Origin of the sequence: Actinoallomurus sp. CA-142502, from assembly GCF_050936355.1 — a bacterium.
Taxonomy (GTDB): Bacteria; Actinomycetota; Actinomycetes; order Streptosporangiales; family Streptosporangiaceae; genus Actinoallomurus; species Actinoallomurus iriomotensis.
In genome coordinates this window covers 4299538-4315875 of the sequence record NZ_JBNJMY010000001.1, presented here as the reverse complement: position 1 = coordinate 4315875, position 16338 = coordinate 4299538, and the positions used below count along the sequence as shown (strand labels likewise).

Sequence of the window (16338 nt, the reverse complement as noted above, 5' to 3'; positions counted from 1 at the left end):
AGCATTTCTGTCATGGCCGAGCAGCCCGGCGACCGCCTGCCCAGCGTTCTCCTGCGGGCCCTGGACGATGCGGCGCTCGATGCACCGGAGCAGCCCGCTTTTCTGCTCGTCACCACCGACGAGGACGGGGATCCGCGGATCGGCATGGTCGGCGCCGGGGAACTGCTGGTGCGCGACGACCGGACCCTGCGCGTCGCGCTGTGGCCGGGTACGCACACCGCACGCAACCTCGGGCGTGGCGGCGCCGCCCTGTTCGGCGCGGTCTCCCCCGGCTCGGTGGTCTACGTGCGCCTGCGCCCGGAGCCGCTGGACACGCCGGCGGACCTGGAGTGCTTCGAACTGACCGTCACGGGCGTACGGGAGGACGCGCATGCCGGCATGGCGGTGACGAGCGGCATCACGTTCCGCGCCGAGCAGCCCGGTCACGAGGAGGCGGTCGCGACCTGGCGCCACCGGCGCGCTCTCCTCACGGACGCCCGGCGCGCCTGACGAGTGACCGGCAACGGCGCGACGAGGCCGACGGGATCAGGCCGGCTGGCCGGTGGGCATGATGGTGACCTGCTGGAGGTTCGCCCTCGGCGGCAGGGCGGCGAGGAAGCCGACGGTCTCCGCGACGTCCTGTGGGGCGAGCCACTCCATCGTCTCCTTCGAACCGTCGAGCCACTCCAGGGCGCCCTCATCGGTCACGTGGCTCTGCAGCTCGGTGCCGACGATGCCCGGCTCGATCGCCGAGACCCGAACGTTCTTCGGCCCCAGCTCGACCCGCAGGTGCCGGGACAGCTGCGTGACGTAGGCCTTCGTCCCGGAGTAGACGGCGAAGTTGGGGAAGATGTTCCGCGCCGCGATCGACGACGTGTTGATCAGGTCGGCCACCCCCAGGCGGGCCGCGGACGCGACCAGCTGCGGGACGAACGCCCCGATGACGTTCATCAGTCCGGTGATGTTCAGGTCGATCTGGTGCCGCCACTGGTCCGTCCGCAGCTCCTCGACCGGCGCGGGCAGCATCACTCCGGCGTTGTTGAACAGCAGGTCGGCGGCGCCGAGCTCCGCCTCCACCCGTTCGGCCGCCGCGCGGACCGCCTCCGCGTCGGTCACGTCGACGGCGACCGCCAGCGCGGTGCCACCGCGCGCGCCGATCCCCGCGACCAGGTCGTCGAGCCGCTCGGCTCGGCGCGCGAGCACGGCGACCTTCGCGCCGAGCATCGCCAGCCGTTCCGCGGATGCCTCGCCGATACCGCTGGACGCGCCGGTGACCACCGCCACCCGGCCGGACAGGGGTGTTGACTCCTTGGACATGTGCTGTACCTCCGGTGGAAGTCGTGTTCGCGGAGCGACCGTCGTGGTCCCCGCACTCCTCAACCCCACCACTCCGGAGGCGTCGTCACGGCGGCACGGCAGGCCCTGACCGGGCAGGCAACGCCGGAACAGGTACCGGCAGGACCACCCTCCGCCGACCGGTCACCCGCGGGGCCCGGCCACACTGGAGGTATGGACCGCACCTCGGAGATCGCCGGCTTTCTGCGCTCGCGCCGGGCGCGGATCACCCCGGACCGGGCGGGGCTACCCGCCGACGCCCGTCCACGGCGCGTGCCCGGTCTCCGTAGAGACGAGGTCGCCCGGCTGGCCGGTATCAGCACCGAGTACTACACGCGGCTGGAGCAGGGCCGGGCCGCGAACCCCTCCCCCGAGGTCCTGAACGCACTGGCCCGCGCCCTCGAACTGGACGAGGCCGAACGAGAGCACCTCACCGACCTGTGCTCCCGCCCGGCTCCGGCACGCCGCGGCGCCTCCGGCGCTCCGCAGCGCGTCCGCCCCGGCCTGCACCTGACGCTCCAGACTCTCGACCACGTACCGGCCTTCATCCTCGGCCGGCGAACCGACGTCCTCGCCGCCAACCGGCTCGCCCGGGCGATCCTCACCGACTTCGACGTCCTGCCCGTCCCCCAGCGGAACCTCGCCCGCTTCTACCTCCTGGACCCCGCCGCTCGGGAACGCGTGGTCGACTGGGAACAACTCTCCGCCGAGACCGTCGCGATGCTGCGCCTGGAGGCCGGCCGCCACCCCGACGACCGCCGGCTCGCCGACCTCATCGGCGAGCTCACCCTGTGCTCGCCCGAGTTCACCACCTGGTGGAACGACCACCGGGTGCTCCGGCGCACCCACGGCACCAAGCGCTACCGCCACCCTCTGGCCGGCGACCTCGTCTTCTCCTACGAGTCGTTCCAACCCGCCGGCGACACCGAGCAGACGCTCTGCGTCTACAACGTCGAACCGAACTCGCCGACCGCGGAGGCGATCCGGCTGCTCGACAGCTGGACGGCGCCCGCACGGACCGCCCCGGCCTGAACGCCGCCCGGCGAGAAGTCTCCGGTCTGACAGAATCCGGCCATGACCGCACTGGAGCTCCTGGCCTGCCTCTTCTTGGTCGTGGGAGTCATCGCACTGCTCATGGGTCTTGCCCGGGGAGGCAGTCGGCAGGCGACGCCCGGGGTGTACCCGCCCATGGCGCTGCCGGCCGACCTGCAGCTACGCGTGCGGGCGCTGCTGGGAGAGAACAAACCGATCCTGGCCGTGAAGGAGGTCCGGCAGGCCACGGGCCTGGGTCTCGCCGACGCCAAGCGGCTCGTCGACGCGCTCAAGAGCGGGCCGCTCCCCGAGCCGGCACCGTACGCTCCGGGCGGTCACGGCAACGTCGCCGACCGGGCGCGGCACCTGCGGGACGCCGGCGACCTGCCGGGCGCCGTCTCGCTCGTCCAGACGGAGACCGGGATGTCCGCGGCGGACGCGGAGCGCTTCGTCGCCGCCCTGAGCTAGAAGCGCGGTCAGTAACCGGACGGCAGGGTCGTGAGTTCAGGTGCTCACGCTGTGCCGGGCTCAGGGCGCCGTCCGGTGGAGCAGGTCGGTGACGGCCTGGAGCACGGCGTCGGGGCGTTCCTCGTGGAGCCAGCCGTGGCCGGCGTCGTCGATGACGCGGTGCTCGCCGCGTGGGACCGAGGCGGCCAGTTCCGCGTGCAGGGAGCGCTTGGCGTCGTTGATCTCCCGGAGCAGGTCCTCCGGCCACAGGTGGGCCTGGACCGCGTCGCGCCCCATGGCGCTGAGCACGATCGTCGGCACGTCGGGCAGGCCCGGTGCGTCGCGGAGTTCGGCGGAGACCTCGTCGTAGAGGTTGCCGTCCTCCTGCCAGGCCGTCCGCCACGAGGCGAGGTGGTGTTCGGCGAGCGGGACCCGGACGTCGTCCGGCCAGGCATGGAAGAACGCGATGAGCTGCTCGCGCGCGGCCGCGAGTTGCTCCGGTGACGGCTCGGGCAGCTCCCGGCCCTTCATCTGGGCCAGCAGGTCGAGCACCTGCCGGGGCGCGCGGCTGACCAGGTCCTCGTGGAAGGGGTCCAGCAGGAGCAGCCCGGCCACCGCGTCCGGAAAGCGCTGGGCGAAGTGACGCGCGTACGCCCCGCCCAGCGAGTGCCCGGCGAGCAGGTACGGTCCGGGCACGCCGGCGGTCTCCAAGAGGTCGCGCAGTTCGCCGGTCACCTCGGCGGCGGTGCGGGGCAGCTCCGCCGGGTCGCTCCAGCCGGTGCCCGCCCGGTCGTACAGGACGCTGGTGGTCCGCCCGGCGAGGCGCTCGTGCAGGTTGAGGTAGTCCAGGCCGACCATGCCCGAACCCGGCAGGAGCACCACGGCCGGGCCGCCGGTGCCGGATCGGTGCAGCATCAGCCTCCGCCCGCCGACGGCGTGCGGACGTCCTCTCGGCGGCATGGTCTCGGATCGGCTCTCCGGTGGCGTGATCGGCATCGATGGAACCCCCTGTTCTCAACTTTGAGAAAGGTATCAGAAGTGAGATCATGCGGTCCATGGACGCCGTGGACCTGCTGCTGCATCCGGTGCGGATGCGGATCGTGCACGCGATGTCCGGCGGCCGGACGCTGACGACGTCACAGCTGTGCGACCTGCTGCCCGACGTCTCCAAGGCGACGGTCTACCGGCACGTCGGCCTGCTGGCCGACGGCGGCCTGCTCGAGGTCGCGGGCGAGCACCGGACGCGCGGCGCCGTCGAACGCCGGTACCGGCTGCACCGGGCGCGGGCGGCCGTCGACGCCGAGACCGCCGCGTCGGTGTCGGTGGAGGACCACCGCCGGGTGTTCGCCGTGGCCATGGCCACGCTGCTCGCGGAGTACAACGCCTACCTCGACCGGGACGGCGCCGACCCGGTCGCCGACCTCGTGGGCTACCGTCAGCACGCGATCTGGCTCAGCGAGGAGGAACGCGCCGCGATGATCGAGGAGTTGCGCGAGGTGATCGCGCCGCGGATGAGGCACGACCCGTCCCCGGAGCGCACGCGGCACCTGCTCAGCCCGATCCTGTTCCCGGCCGAGGAGGCCCCCGCCCGTACGCCGGGTGAGCGGTGACGCGGCCGGAGTGGGTGACGGCCCCGCTCGACGGGCCCGGCATGAAGGTCTCCGACCCGCGTGAGCTGCTGCTCGGCTACCTCGACTGGTACCGCGAGACCGTACGACGCAAGATCGACAGGCTGTCCGAGGACGGGCTGCGGTCCCCCGTCGAGCCGATGGGGTGGTCGCCGCTGGGCCTGGTCCAGCACCTCGGCTGGGTCGAGCGTCGCTGGATGCGCTGGGGGTTCGCCGCCGAGGACGTCGAGCCGTGGCCGGCCGGCGGCGACGCCGAGGAGTTCGGCGTGCGCGCGCCGACGGCCGAGATCCTGGCCGCCTACGACGATGAGGTACGGCGGTCGCGCGAGCTCGCGGCGGGCGCGGCGCTGACCGACGTCGCGCGCCTCGGCGGCCGGTTCACCGAGCCGGAGCAGGCGCCGCCGCTCGCGCGGATCCTGTTCCACCTGCTCCAGGAGTACGCCCGCCACGCGGGCCACCTCGACATCGCGCGCGAGCTCGTCGACGGCACGACCGGCGAATAGCCGAGGGTCCGCGGCCCCCCGGCCACGCCGTCAGGCCAGGCTGTTACGCAGGTTGGTGACGCGGGTGCGGGCGGCGTCGAAGGCGCTCTGGCCGAGGGTGCCGGCCCGCAGCGCGTTGGCCAGTCCGGTGACCGCGCTCTGGCCGTACGTCGGGCTCTCCCCGCACACCAGCAGCAGGTCCATGCCCGCCTTGGCGGCGGCGACCGCGCGCTGCGCCGTGGTGCCGAAGTTCGACAGGCCGCCGGCGGTGAGCGAGTCGGTGATGGTGACGCCCGTGAACCCGAGGCGTCCGCGCAGCTCGTTCTGGACGATGGTCGACGACAGCCCGGCCGGGTAGTTCGGGTCGAGCGAGGGATAGGTGGCCCAGGACAGCATGACGAGCTTGACGCCCGCGCTGATCGCCGGCGCGTACGGCGCCTCGTCGACCGAGCGCAGCGTGGACGCGGAGGCGGTGAGGGTGACGGGCGCGGAGTCGGTGTTCTGGTTCTTGGTCGCCGAGCCCAGGCCCGGGAAGTGCTTGGCGGTCGCCGCCACCTTGTGCCGCTGCTGCGCGGTGATGAACGCGCTGCCCAGCTGCCCGCAGACGGCCGGGTCCTTGCTGTACGAGCGGCCGTACTGGTCCTCGAAGTCACCGGCCGTGCGGTACACGTCGAGCACCGGGGCGAGGTTGACGTTCATACCGACGCTCGCGAGGAGCGCACCGGCCTCGTCACCGGCGCTGGTCGCCGCCGAGACCGGGTCGGACGACTGGCCGATCTGCTTCTCCGACAGCGTCGGCCCGCCGGGCAGGCGGCGCACCTGGCCGCCCTCCTGGTCGGTCATCAGCAGCAGCGGCGCCCCGACCGGACTGGCGGCGTTGGCCTCGTTCAGCTGCTCGCAGACCGAGGCGATCTGGTCGAGGCCGCTGATGTTGTCGCCGAAGAAGATCACGCCCGCGGCCCGGCCACCGGAGATCGCGTCCAGCAGCGACTGCGGGACGGTCGTGCCCGAGTAGGAGTAGATGACCCGCTGGCCGGCCTGCTGCTCCGGCGTCAGGGCGGCGGGCCGTACGGTGCTCCGCCCGGCGGCCCGCGCGGTCCCGGCCAGGCCGACCGTCGCGAAGGCCGCGCCGGCGCCGGCGAGCAGGGCGTTGCGCCGGGTGATCGAGTTTTCGTTCATCTGATTTGTCCGCGCACGGGACTCCGGCCGCGACCGGAGGGTGCGCTGCCTCTCTTCCTGTGTGGTGCCGCCGGGGCGGCGGGGCGGGGCTCCGGCTCACGCCGGAGGTCAGGGGAGGACGTGCCGGGCCGGGCGTGCCCACGAGGCACGCCCGGCGGAACGGAACCCGGGCTGATCGGTCAGCCGTTCGCGAGGGCCTGGACGCGCGAGTAGTCGCCGTTGAAGTAGTCCTGGTCCCCGGGGAAGACGCCGGAGTCGGCGTACTGCCAGATGGTCTGGAAACTCCAGTTGTACGGCATCGCGCCCGGTGAGCCGTTGTAGTTGGCGAGCATCAGCGGGTTGGTGGAGGAGAAGTCGCCGGTGTTGCCGGTGCACTGGCTCCACCAGCTGGTCGCGGTGTAGATGACCGGCCAGCGGCTGGTCTTCGCGTGGTACTCGTTGCTGAACGAGAGGATCCAGTTCACCATCCCGGCGGCGGACAGGCCGTAGCAGGTGGCGCCGTAGGGGTTCCACTCGATGTCGAGCATGCCGGGGAAGGTCTTGCCGTCCTTGGACCAGCCGCCTCCGTGCGCGACGAAGTAGTCGGCCTGCGCCGCCCCGGACGAGGTGTTGGGCGTGGCGAAGTGGTAGGCGCCGTGCACGATGCCCACGTTGTACGCGCCGGTGTACTGCTGGGAGAAGTACGGGTTGGTGTAGTTGGTCGACTCGGTCGCCTTGACATAGGCGAACCGGGCGCCGTTGGCCGCCACCGAGGCCCAGTTGACGTTGCCCTGCCAGCCGCTCACGTCGAGGCCGGGCGTCTGGACGACGTTCGGCCGGACGATCATGCGGCCGGAGCCCGGCTCGTGCTTGGCGACCTGCGAGCCCAGCCAGTCACGTTCGGGATGGGTGACCGGGTCGGCGGAGGCTCCGGCGGGCTGGGCGGCCGCCATGAGCGCGCCGCACAGCAGGGTCGCCGCGGACAGGGCGGCGAAACGCGACTTACGCGCCGTCTGGGATGAGCGCTTGCGTAGTGCCACGTGATCCTCCAAGGAGGGGGAGACCTGAGGACTGTGATGCACTCCCGCGGGCGATGCGCTCGCGCTTGAGGATCGCGGCGGCAGGGGACCGCGGGGGTGAAGCGGCGGGGTGCTTCTCTCCCTTCGGGTCGGCGTTGCATACCCGTTAGTAGGTAGTAGATATCTTCCGAAGGTGTATTAGAAAAGGTGGAAAAGTGTCCCGACCGTGCCGGTGAAATCGTCGATTCGCCGCTTTTCCCAGCTCAGGTGCAAGAACTGAGCCGGAACGGCCGGAGGAAATTGGCCGGATCCGGCAATCTCCGCCTGTCCCCCGCCGCGGGCCCTCGCGCGTCGGCGCCGTCAGCGGACGCCGCTGGGGCGGAACTGGATGCTGATCCGCGGGCCGGTCGGGCGGGCGGTCTTGGGCACGGCGTGCTCCCAGGTGCGCTGGCAGCTGCCGCCCATGACGAGAAGGTCGCCGTGACCGAGGTCGTGGCGCAGCGTGGGGCCGCCGCCGCGCGGACGCAGCAGCAGGCTGCGCGGCGCGCCGATCGAGACGATCGCCACCATGGTGTCCTCGCGACTGCCGCGCCCGATGCGGTCGCCGTGCCAGGCGACGCTGTCGGCGCCGTCGCGGTAGAGGCAGAGCCCCGCGGTGCGGAACGGTTCGCCGAGCTCGCGGGCGTAGTGCGCGCTCAGCGCGTCTCGTGCCTCGCGCAGGATCGGCTCGGGCAGCTCCTCGTCCTCGCCGTAGAACTTCAGCAGGCGCGGCACGTCCACGACGCGGTCGTACATGTGCCGCCGCTCCGCGCGCCACGGCACGGAGCCGGCGAGGCGGTCGAACAGGGCGTCGGAACCGGTCACCCAGCCCGGCCGCACGTCGATCCACGCCCCGCGGTCGAGCACCGTGCGGCGCACCGACGAGCCGAGCGGGCCGAGCTCGATCTCGTCGCCGCAGTCCAGCAGCGAACCCTGGAGCGCAAGCCTCATGACCTCAGTCTACGTGACGGATTCAAACACATGTTCGATCATGGTCCGGCGAGGCGACTGGCGGAATTTCAGACGCCCCGCGCCTCCATCGGCGAATTTCGGAAGGGTGACTCTGTGATTTCCGTCAGTAGCGGATGCCATTTATGCGAAGGTAGCGCCATGTCCCGGTCTATCCACTTTGTCGGCAGCCTGCCAGCGGACGTGTGCGGCACTCCCCGCCAGGCCATGGAATGGATCATCCAGCAACGCCGTGGCCACCGGCTGACGACGCTGCCCTGCGACCTGGATCCGAACTGGGTCGTCGGCTACCTGCGCGACCTCGCCGGGCGACCGGCGTTCGAGGTCACGCGTCCCGGCGAGTACGCCTCGTACGAGGACATGCGCACCTACGGCGTACGGCGCGGCCACCGGCTTCGCCCGGAGGACGTCTCCATGGGCCGTACGGACCGGCTGCGGGAGGCGCTGGAGGAGTTCCGCGCGGTGCGCGCCGAACACCCCGAGCTGGACGGCATCCGCCTGCAGATCAGCCTGCCCAACCCGCTCGATATGGCGATCTTCGTGTTCGCCGGCCGGCCATGGCTGTCGCTGCGGTACCTGCCGGTGTTCACCCAGGCGGTCGTGGACGAGGTGACCGAGCTGACCGCCGAGGCCGGCCCGGACATCGTGTGGCAGCTGGAGACGCCCTCCGTGCTGATCGGCATGGACATGGCCCGGCGGGTGCCCGGCGGCCCCTCCCTCGGCGCCCGTTTCCTGGCCCGGCAGGTCGCCGCCCTGCTCGCGCGTTTCCCCGCGGACGCGGAGACGATCCTGCACCTGTGCTACGGCAACTACCAGAACACCGAGATGTTCGCCCCGCGCGACCTCGGCCCGGCCGTCACCTACCTCGACCTCCTGGCCACCGCCCTGCGCCGCCGCGGACGCCCGCTGCCGCCGGTCCACCTTCCGGCGGCGTACGGCGCCCACCCCGCGCCGCGGAACGAGGAGTTCTACCGGCCGCTGCGGCGGCTCGACCCGGAGTGGCGGATCATGGCCGGGATCGTGTCGGCGGCCGACCCCGCGGGCGGCGCCGAGAGCCTGCGACGGTTCGAGACCGCCGTCGGCCGCGAGGCGTACGCGGTCGCCACGGCCTGCGGCCTCGGCCGGCACACCGTCGAGGAGGCGGAGAAGGCCACCGAGGCGATGGCCGCCACGGCCGACGCCCCGTCGGCCTAGAACCCCGGCGCCGCTCGGCTCTGACGCCCGCCGGGCCGCCCGGACCGGAGCGCCGCTACGATGACGACGTCCCTTTACGGGGGGCTGGAGTCTGCTCATCGAGTCCCGTCGATACCCGGGGCGATTCAACAGGATGGAACAGCGTGGACCTCGGTACCCGGGAAGAAGTCGGTGCGAAGCCGGTGTCCGGCGGCGTCCGGTCCAAGAAGCTGCTCCTGCGCGCGCTCGCGGGAGAGCGGACCGAGCGGCCGCCGATATGGCTGATGCGACAGGCGGGACGGTACCTGCCCGAGTATCACCGGGTCCGTGAGGCCGCCGGGGGCATGGTGGGGCTCTGCAATTCGCCCGAGCACGCCGTCGAGGTCACCCTGCAGCCGATCCGCCGCTTCCCGCTCGACGCCGCCATCCTCTTCGCGGACCTTCCGCAGGTCGCCGCCGCACTGGGTCAGACCCTGGACTACCGGCCCGGCGACGGGCCGGTTCTGACGCCTCCTGTCCGCTCGGCAGCGGACATGGCCGACTTCCTGAGCGTCTCCCGCCTCCACGAGGAACTGGCCCCGATCTATGAGACGGTCCGGCAGCTGACCCGCGCCCTGCCGGCCGAGACGGCCCTGATCGGCTATGCCGGCGCACCGTGGACCATCGCCACCTACATGGTCGAAGGACGCGGCGGCGCCACGTCGGAGCACTCCGTCGTCAAGCAGTGGGCGCTGAGCGACCCCGATGGATTCCAGCCCCTGATCGACCTGCTCACGACCGCTGTCATCCAGTTCCTCGACCGCCAGATCGAGGCGGGCGCGGAAGCGGTCCAGTTGTTCGACACCTGGGCCGGGATACTCCCGGACGCCTTCTTCGAACGCTGGTGCGTCAAGCCGGTCGCCACCATCATCGCGGCGCTGAAGACGCAGCATCCGGACGTTCCCGTCATCGCCTTCCCCCGGGGCGCCGGGCTCGCCTACGACGGCTTCGCCGAGGCGACCGGCGCGGACTGTATCGGCCTGGATGCCACGGTTCCCCTCGAATGGGCCGCGCGGAAACTCCAGCGCGGCCTGGGCCGCTGTGTGCAGGGCAACCTCGATCCCCAGCTCCTGGTCGCCGGCGGCCCTGCGCTCCACGCCGAGACGGAGCGCATCCTGCGCGCCCTGAGCGGGGGGCCGTTCGTGTTCAACCTGGGACACGGCATCGTCAAGACCACGCCCCCGGAGCATGTCACCGCCCTGGCCGAGCAGGTGCGCGCGTGGACCACGCCCGCGCCGCAGAGAACTCCGTGACTAGGACGTCGAGGAACCTCTGCGGCGGATCGCGGCGGCGAGGACCGTGCCCGCCGCCGCAGCGGCGGTGGTGAACAGGAAGGCCACGCGGAACCGCGTGTCGTCCGGTGACGGGCCGAGCGCGAGGGTCAGCACGGCGACCGTGAGCGCGCCGGCGAGGTACTGGGACGTCGTCAGCAGCGCGCCCGCCGTGCCCTGGTGCTCCGGCGACACGTCGTGGGTGCCGATGATGAACATCCCGGTGTAGATGACTCCGTGCCCGAAGCCGCTGATCAGCAGGCCGGGCAGCAGGTCGGCGGCGTACGAGGGACCGCTCAGGCCGAGGGACAGCCACAGCAGGCCTGTGGTGGCGATGGCGAACCCGCCGACGAGTACGCCGTCGGCGCCGATCCGCCGTACGGCGCGGCCCGCGGCGGTGTTGCCGAGCGTCACCATCGCGGCCATCGGCAGGAACGCGGCCCCCGCCTCGAACGGCGAGTAGCCCTTCGTCGTCTGAAGCAGCAGCGTGAGCAGGTAGAACTCCGAGCCGACGCTGGCCATGTACAGCGCGGTGGCCGTCGCACCGGACCGCAGCGAACGCGTGCGCCGCAGCACGTGTTCGATCAGGACGTTGGGCGAGACCCGCTCGTTGCGGACGAACATCGCGAACAGCACCACCGCCAGGCCGAGGCAGACGAGCGTCGGCGCGGAGGCCCAGCCGCGATCGGGCCCGAGGCTGAGACCGATGACGAGCGTGAGCACGGTGCCCGTGCCGAACACCGAGGCGAGCACCGGGATGCGGCCGGCCGGCAGCCGCCCCCGGCCGACGCCGATCCACACGGCGGCGCCGAGCGCGCACAGGAGCGTGAGCGGCACGTTCACGACGAAGGTGAGCCGCCACGACGCCGTCGTCAGCAGACCCCCGAGGACGGCGCCGGCGGCCAGGCCCGACGCCCCGACCGAACCCCAGACCACCAGCGCGCGGCTGCGCTGCGGACCCGCGGGAAAGGTCGTGCCGATGAGCCCGAGGACCGCGGGTTGCAGCAGTGCCGCGCCGAGCCCCTGCACGCCGCGCGCGGCCAGCAGCACCGCACCGTCCTCGGCCGCGCCTCCGACCGCGCTGGCGATCCCGAAGGCGACGATGGCGCCGATGAAGAGCCGGGCCGGGCCGACGCGGTCCGTCAGCCGGCCGCCGACGACCAGGAATCCGGCGAACAGCACCGCGTAGGCGCTGACCACCCACTGCGCGAGCGCCGAGTCGAGCCCGAGGTCCGCGGCGATGCTCGGCAGGGCGATGTAGATGATCGAGTAGTCGAGGGCGATGAGGAACTGCGCCACGGACAGGACGGCCAGGGTCGCGGGCCGGCGTACGGTCACCGGCGCCGCCGGCGCGGTCACGACGCTCACGGCGCCACCTTCGTCGATGCCACGGGCGGAAGAACGCCGCCGTGCCCATCGGTTCGCTTCGTCACAAGGTCTCCGTCTTCGGGAGAGGCGTGGATGCCGCCGAGAGTACGGGTGGCCGGGCACCGTCGCTGACCGCGCATGCCCGACGGCACTGACCCGGCCGCTTCCGGCCGACGGCGGCGCCCCTCCTCTCGCTCACGCGGGGTAGAGCCCCATGCTCGGACGTTCACACTAGTGTGAAGGCAAGACGTCCACCGGGAGGCAGGGTGTGGATCGGCCGGCTGACCGAGCGAACCGGCGTCCCCGCACGCCTGCTGCGGTACTACGAGGAGCAGGGCCTCCTGACCCCCGAGCGCCTGCCGAACGGCTACCGCGACTACGGCGAGCACCTGGTCGGCCGGGTCGCGCAGATCCGCGGGCTGCTCGACGCCGGGCTGACGACGAGCATCATCCGCCAGATCCTGCCGTGCCTGGACGACCCGTGCACGATCCACGTACGCGACGCGGACCCGGACCTCATCGCCGCCCTCGAACACCAGCGTGAGCAGATGGACGACAAGATCGCCTGCCTGACGAGGAACCGCGACGCGATCAGCGCCTACCTCGACGCCGTACGCCGGCGGACCTCACGAGGCGACCGGGGTCCGCAGCCGCTCCATCCCGGGGGCGCGGATCTCTAGCCGGTGCCGCCCCGGCGCGAGCCCCGGATCGACCAGCACCCGGTAACCGTCGTCCACGAGCCGCGTGCCGGCCCGGAGGTCCAGCGGGGTGCCGGGCACGGCGGAGACGATCGCGTACGGCCGGCTGTTCGTGACCCGGACCGGGGCCAGTCCGCCGGAATCGAAAGTGGGGTCTCCGCAAACGCCCTCGCGCGGGGTACTCTCACGACAAACAAATAGGAAGGTTTCCTAAGAGAAGCTTAAGAGAACGCTTCCACCCCCGGTTGGTCCCCGCCAGGACTGCGGCCGGTCCGTACGTTCACCCCCGAAGGAGAAGCGACCATGCGATGGAAGGCACCCAGGACCGGACGGCGGCGCGGGCTCGTCGCCGCCGCGACCGCCGCGGTCGGCGCGGTCGCGCTGGCGCTCGGCACGGCCTCGGCCGTCACCGGCGTCACCGCCGCGTCCGCGAGTGAGCACACAGCCGCGCCCGCCGCGCTCGGCGGCAACTGGTACGGCGCGGCGCCGTACGTCATGCCGTTCGACAACAGCCCGCCCGACCTCGGCCCGGTGATGAGCGCGACCGGGCAGAAGTCGTTCCAGCTCGCGTTCATCCTCGCTCCGAACGGCGGTGGATGCAGCCCGACCTGGGACGGCACCCACGCCGTCTCCTCCGACACGCAGGCCAAGTCGATGATCGACGGGATCCGGGCGGCCGGCGGCGACGTGACCGTCTCGGCCGGCGGCTACGGCGGCACGAAGCTCGGCCAGACCTGCGGCGACCCGTCCTCCACCGCGGCGGCGTACCAGCAGGTGATCAGCAAGTACGCGCTCAAGGCGATCGACTTCGACCTGGAGGAGCCGGAGTACGAGAACGCGACCGCGATCCACAACGAGATCGGCGCGGCCAAGATCCTGCAGCAGAACAATCCCGGCCTGTACGTCTCGGTCACCACGGCCGGCACGACCGGCGGCGAGGGCACCGGCTGGTTCGGCAAGCAGCTGCTGGCCGAGGCCAAGAGCCAGGGCTTCACGCCGGCCAACTACGCGATCATGCCGTTCGACGGCGGGTTCAACGGCTCGGCGGCGCAGATCAGCGCACTGGAGGGCTTCCACTCGACGCTGATGAACACGTTCGGCTGGAGCAGCGCCACCGCGTACGCCCACGAGGGCGTGTCGCTGATGAACGGGCGCTCCGACACCGGCGAGTACTTCCGGCAGGCCGACTTCCAGGCGGTGCTGAACTACGCCACCTCGCACGGCCTGTCGCGCTTCACGTTCTGGTCGGTCAACCGGGACCGGCAGTGCAGCCCGCCGGACAACAACGGGCAGACCTCCGGCACCTGCTCCAGCGTCACGCAGGGCGCCTGGGACTTCACCAGGTTCACCGCGGCGTTCGGCGGCGCGCCGGCCTCTCCCCCGCCCACCGACCCGCCGCCGGGCGCGTGCACGGCGCCGGCCTGGAACGCCACCAGCGTCTACACGGGCGGCATGGAGGTGACCTACTCCAAGCACACGTACAAGGCCAAGTGGTGGACCCAGGGTGAGACGCCGGGCACGGCCGACGTCTGGTCCGACGAGGGCCCCTGCACCTGACGACCCCGGACCGGCGGCCGGTGGGTGTCTTCCACCGGCCGCCGGGTTTTCGGCGTGTGTCGACCCGAATGTGTGCTTTCATGCTGAACGCCGCAGTACTCCGAGCACCGGGAGCCCGCCGTGACCACGCCCGACGACGCCGCCGCGACGTTCAAGGAATTCGACTACGACGGGGACGGCTACGTCACCGCCGTGGAGTTCAAGCTCGCCATGACCGCCCGCCGCCAGCAGGTGACCGGGGACGAGATCGACTCGATCTGGGCCCACGCCGACAAGGACAAGGACGGAAAGATCAACCAGGCGGAGTTCGCTGAGGCCTGGAACGCCTGACCGGGCGGCCCGTTCGGCCGTGGTGGCGCAGCTGTGGCGGGCCACCGCGGCGTTTCGCCTGGCCACACTCGTGTACGCCGCCGCGCTCATCCTCCGCCACCGGCACGGCTACGCGCACCCGCTGGGCGGTCTGCTCGCCCTCGCGGCGATGGCCGGGTGGACCGTCCTGGCGACCGCCGGGTACGCGCGGCCCAGGCTGCGCCGCCGCGCGTTCGTCGTCGCCGACGTCCTGGTCGCGGTGGCGCTGATCCTGGGCACACGCTGGGTCGACACGGGCGTCCACATCGACCACGGCGCGCCGACGCTGCCGGTGTCGTGGGCGGCGGCGCCCGTCCTCGCCTGCGCGGTCACCGGCGGCCCGTGGGCGGGCCTGGCCGGGGCGGCGGCCGTCTCGGCCGCCGACGTGGTCGAGCGGGCGGCCCTCGCGCCGAACACCTTCAACGGCGTCGTGCTCCTGCTGATCACCGGGGTGGTCGGCGGCTACGTCGTACGCCTCGGCACCCGCGCCGAGACCGCCGTGGAGCGCGTGGCCCGGCTGGAGGCGGCCACGGCCGAGCGGGAGCGGATCGCCCGCGAGGTGCACGACTCGGTGCTGCAGGTGCTGTCGCTGGTGAGCCGGCGCGGCCGGGAGCTGGGCGGCGAGGCGGCGGAGCTGGGCCGGCTCGCCGGTGAGGGCGAGACGGCGCTGCGCACGCTCGTGGCGACCCCGCCCGCCGCCGCCTCCGGAGAGCTGGAGCTGCGCGCCCTCCTGGAGCCGTACGCCGCCGAACGCGTCACCGTCTCCGGCCCGGCCGGCCCGGTGCCGCTGCCGGCCGCCGCCGCGGAGGCGGTCGCCGCGGCGGTGGGCGCCGCGCTGGACAACGTGCGCCGCCACGCGGGTGCGGGCGCCTCGGCGTGGGTGCTCGTCGAGGACGAGGGCGACGTCGTGACGGTGAGCGTCCGCGACGACGGCGCCGGGTTCGCGGCGGACCGGCTCGCGCGGGCGGTGGAGGCGGGGCGCCTCGGCGTGGCACAGTCGATCGTGGGCCGGATGCGGGACGCCGGCGGTACGGCCCAGGTCACGTCGTCGCCGGGTCAGGGGACCGAGGTGGAGCTCCGTGTCACGCGATGAACACGAGCCGGACGAGCCCGTTCGCGTGCTGGTGGTGGACGACCACCCGATGTGGCGCGACGGAGTCGCGCGGGACCTCACCGAGGCGGGTTTCGCGGTGGTGGGCACGGCGGGCGACGGAGCCCAGGCGCTGCGGGTGGCCGCCGCGACGCGCCCGCAGGTGGTCCTGCTCGACCTGAACCTCCCCGGTCTTTCCGGCGCGGAGCTCATCGCACGGATGCGGGGGCCGTCGCTTCGGATCCTCGTCCTGTCGGCGAGCGGCGAGCGCCAGGACGTCCTGGACGCCGTCACCGCGGGCGCGACGGGCTACCTGGTGAAGTCCGCGCGGCTGGAGGAGCTCGTCGCGGCGGTGCGCGCGACGGCCGCCGGCGAGGCGGTCTTCACGCCGGGGCTGGCGGGCCTGGTGCTCGGGGAGTACCGCAGGCTCGCCGCCGGCCCGGCACCGGACACACCCCGGCTGACGGCGCGGGAGACCGAGGTGCTGCGGCTGGTCGCCAAGGGCCTGACGTACCCGCAGATCGCCGAGCGGCTCGTCCTGTCGCCGCGTACGGTGCAGAACCACGTGCGCAACACGTTGACGAAGCTGCAGCTGCGCAACAAGGCCCAGCTCGTCCGCTACGCCCTTGAGAAGGGCATCGATTAGGTAGAAGTACCCAGCCGAAGTCGAGCCATCGTACTCAGGCGAGCGACGACACGGCGGCGG

General features: G+C 72.4%; 18 protein-coding genes. 12 read left to right on the top strand and 6 right to left on the bottom strand.

Annotated elements, in window-relative coordinates; genetic code table 11:
• Window positions 1-12: 12 nt before the first annotated feature.
• Complete coding sequence (locus tag ACQEV1_RS20800) at window positions 13-489, top strand: hypothetical protein (RefSeq protein ID WP_433395327.1); 477 nt, start codon at window positions 13-15, stop codon at window positions 487-489.
• Window positions 490-525: 36 nt separating this feature from the next.
• Here ACQEV1_RS20800 and ACQEV1_RS20795 read toward each other — a convergent pair whose 3' ends face one another.
• Entirely contained in the window at window positions 526-1296 is a 771-nt protein-coding gene (locus ACQEV1_RS20795; RefSeq protein ID WP_285566203.1) for an SDR family oxidoreductase, read from the bottom strand.
• A 192-nt stretch (window positions 1297-1488) separates the two neighbouring features.
• On the opposite strand from ACQEV1_RS20795, the gene ACQEV1_RS20790 reads away from it, so the two are divergent.
• Together ACQEV1_RS20790 and ACQEV1_RS20785 are read left to right on the top strand one after the other, a co-directional pair.
• Entirely contained in the window at window positions 1489-2346 is an 858-nt protein-coding gene (locus ACQEV1_RS20790; protein ID WP_433395325.1) for a helix-turn-helix transcriptional regulator, read from the top strand.
• 42 nt (window positions 2347-2388) lie between these two features.
• Window positions 2389-2814, top strand: a complete 426-nt coding sequence (locus ACQEV1_RS20785) for a ribosomal protein L7/L12 (protein ID WP_433395323.1) — start codon at window positions 2389-2391, stop codon at window positions 2812-2814.
• Between the two features lie 60 nt (window positions 2815-2874).
• Here the strand turns inward: ACQEV1_RS20785 and ACQEV1_RS20780 are convergent, their stop codons facing one another.
• On the bottom strand, window positions 2875-3708 hold the full coding sequence (locus tag ACQEV1_RS20780; protein ID WP_433395321.1) for an alpha/beta fold hydrolase: 834 nt from the start codon (window positions 3706-3708) through the stop codon (window positions 2875-2877).
• Between the two features lie 140 nt (window positions 3709-3848).
• Between ACQEV1_RS20780 and ACQEV1_RS20775 the strand changes: the two genes are divergently transcribed.
• Together ACQEV1_RS20775 and ACQEV1_RS20770 are read left to right on the top strand one after the other, a co-directional pair.
• Entirely contained in the window at window positions 3849-4403 is a 555-nt protein-coding gene (locus ACQEV1_RS20775; RefSeq protein WP_433395319.1) for a helix-turn-helix domain-containing protein, read from the top strand.
• Complete coding sequence (locus tag ACQEV1_RS20770) at window positions 4400-4924, top strand: DinB family protein (protein WP_433395317.1); 525 nt, start codon at window positions 4400-4402, stop codon at window positions 4922-4924. Before ACQEV1_RS20775 ends, ACQEV1_RS20770 begins: the two co-directional genes overlap by 4 nt.
• 30 nt (window positions 4925-4954) lie before the next feature.
• Here the strand turns inward: ACQEV1_RS20770 and ACQEV1_RS20765 are convergent, their stop codons facing one another.
• The 3 genes from ACQEV1_RS20765 to ACQEV1_RS20755 all read right to left on the bottom strand — a co-directional run bounded on the left by ACQEV1_RS20765 (window position 4955) and on the right by ACQEV1_RS20755 (window position 8070).
• Entirely contained in the window at window positions 4955-6082 is a 1128-nt protein-coding gene (locus ACQEV1_RS20765; protein ID WP_285620041.1) for a glycoside hydrolase family 3 N-terminal domain-containing protein, read from the bottom strand.
• Window positions 6083-6261: 179 nt separating this feature from the next.
• On the bottom strand, window positions 6262-7101 hold the full coding sequence (locus ACQEV1_RS20760; protein ID WP_285566213.1) for a lysozyme: 840 nt from the start codon (window positions 7099-7101) through the stop codon (window positions 6262-6264).
• Window positions 7102-7440: 339 nt separating this feature from the next.
• On the bottom strand, window positions 7441-8070 hold the full coding sequence (locus ACQEV1_RS20755) for an alpha-ketoglutarate-dependent dioxygenase AlkB (protein ID WP_285566215.1): 630 nt from the start codon (window positions 8068-8070) through the stop codon (window positions 7441-7443).
• A gap of 159 nt (window positions 8071-8229) precedes the next feature.
• Between ACQEV1_RS20755 and ACQEV1_RS20750 the strand changes: the two genes are divergently transcribed.
• Together ACQEV1_RS20750 and hemE are read left to right on the top strand one after the other, a co-directional pair.
• A complete protein-coding gene (locus ACQEV1_RS20750; protein ID WP_433395314.1) occupies window positions 8230-9282 on the top strand; it encodes a hypothetical protein in 1053 nt (350 codons plus the stop codon).
• A gap of 143 nt (window positions 9283-9425) precedes the next feature.
• Entirely contained in the window at window positions 9426-10553 is a 1128-nt protein-coding gene (gene hemE / locus ACQEV1_RS20745) for a uroporphyrinogen decarboxylase (RefSeq protein WP_433395312.1), read from the top strand.
• On the opposite strand, the gene ACQEV1_RS20740 is transcribed toward hemE, so the two are convergent.
• Window positions 10554-11939, bottom strand: coding sequence for an MFS transporter (locus ACQEV1_RS20740; protein ID WP_433395310.1), 1386 nt, complete (start codon window positions 11937-11939; stop codon window positions 10554-10556).
• 266 nt (window positions 11940-12205) lie between these two features.
• On the opposite strand from ACQEV1_RS20740, the gene ACQEV1_RS20735 reads away from it, so the two are divergent.
• The 5 genes from ACQEV1_RS20735 to ACQEV1_RS20715 all read left to right on the top strand — a co-directional run bounded on the left by ACQEV1_RS20735 (window position 12206) and on the right by ACQEV1_RS20715 (window position 16278).
• Complete coding sequence (locus ACQEV1_RS20735) at window positions 12206-12619, top strand: MerR family transcriptional regulator (protein WP_433395308.1); 414 nt, start codon at window positions 12206-12208, stop codon at window positions 12617-12619.
• A gap of 321 nt (window positions 12620-12940) precedes the next feature.
• Window positions 12941-14194 carry a carbohydrate-binding protein gene (locus tag ACQEV1_RS20730; protein WP_433395306.1) on the top strand — a complete coding sequence of 418 codons (1254 nt, stop codon included), beginning with the start codon at window positions 12941-12943 and terminating at the stop codon, window positions 14192-14194.
• Window positions 14195-14314: 120 nt separating this feature from the next.
• Window positions 14315-14524 (top strand): EF-hand domain-containing protein, encoded by a 210-nt coding sequence (locus ACQEV1_RS20725; protein ID WP_285620052.1) that lies wholly within the window; start codon window positions 14315-14317, stop codon window positions 14522-14524.
• Window positions 14505-15635: a MacS family sensor histidine kinase gene (gene macS / locus ACQEV1_RS20720; RefSeq protein ID WP_433405941.1), complete on the top strand. Its 1131-nt coding sequence runs from the start codon at window positions 14505-14507 to the stop codon at window positions 15633-15635. Before ACQEV1_RS20725 ends, macS begins: the two co-directional genes overlap by 20 nt.
• On the top strand, window positions 15622-16278 hold the full coding sequence (locus ACQEV1_RS20715; RefSeq protein ID WP_433395303.1) for a response regulator: 657 nt from the start codon (window positions 15622-15624) through the stop codon (window positions 16276-16278). The genes macS and ACQEV1_RS20715 overlap by 14 nt, the downstream gene beginning before the upstream one ends.
• Window positions 16279-16338: the final 60 nt, after the last annotated feature.

Bases quoted from the DNA above. Each gene is read 5' to 3' on its own strand.
- ACQEV1_RS20800 (WP_433395327.1), top strand. From the start codon at position 13: ATGGCCGAGCAGCCCGGCGACCGCCTGCCCAGCGTTCTCCTGCGGGCC.
- ACQEV1_RS20795 (WP_285566203.1), bottom strand. From the start codon at position 1,296: ATGTCCAAGGAGTCAACACCCCTGTCCGGCCGGGTGGCGGTGGTCACC.
- ACQEV1_RS20790 (WP_433395325.1), top strand. From the start codon at position 1,489: ATGGACCGCACCTCGGAGATCGCCGGCTTTCTGCGCTCGCGCCGGGCG.
- ACQEV1_RS20785 (WP_433395323.1), top strand. From the start codon at position 2,389: ATGACCGCACTGGAGCTCCTGGCCTGCCTCTTCTTGGTCGTGGGAGTC.
- ACQEV1_RS20780 (WP_433395321.1), bottom strand. From the start codon at position 3,708: ATGCTGCACCGATCCGGCACCGGCGGCCCGGCCGTGGTGCTCCTGCCG.
- ACQEV1_RS20775 (WP_433395319.1), top strand. From the start codon at position 3,849: ATGGACGCCGTGGACCTGCTGCTGCATCCGGTGCGGATGCGGATCGTG.
- ACQEV1_RS20765 (WP_285620041.1), bottom strand. From the start codon at position 6,082: ATGAACGAAAACTCGATCACCCGGCGCAACGCCCTGCTCGCCGGCGCC.
- ACQEV1_RS20755 (WP_285566215.1), bottom strand. From the start codon at position 8,070: ATGAGGCTTGCGCTCCAGGGTTCGCTGCTGGACTGCGGCGACGAGATC.
- ACQEV1_RS20750 (WP_433395314.1), top strand. From the start codon at position 8,230: ATGTCCCGGTCTATCCACTTTGTCGGCAGCCTGCCAGCGGACGTGTGC.
- ACQEV1_RS20730 (WP_433395306.1), top strand. From the start codon at position 12,941: ATGCGATGGAAGGCACCCAGGACCGGACGGCGGCGCGGGCTCGTCGCC.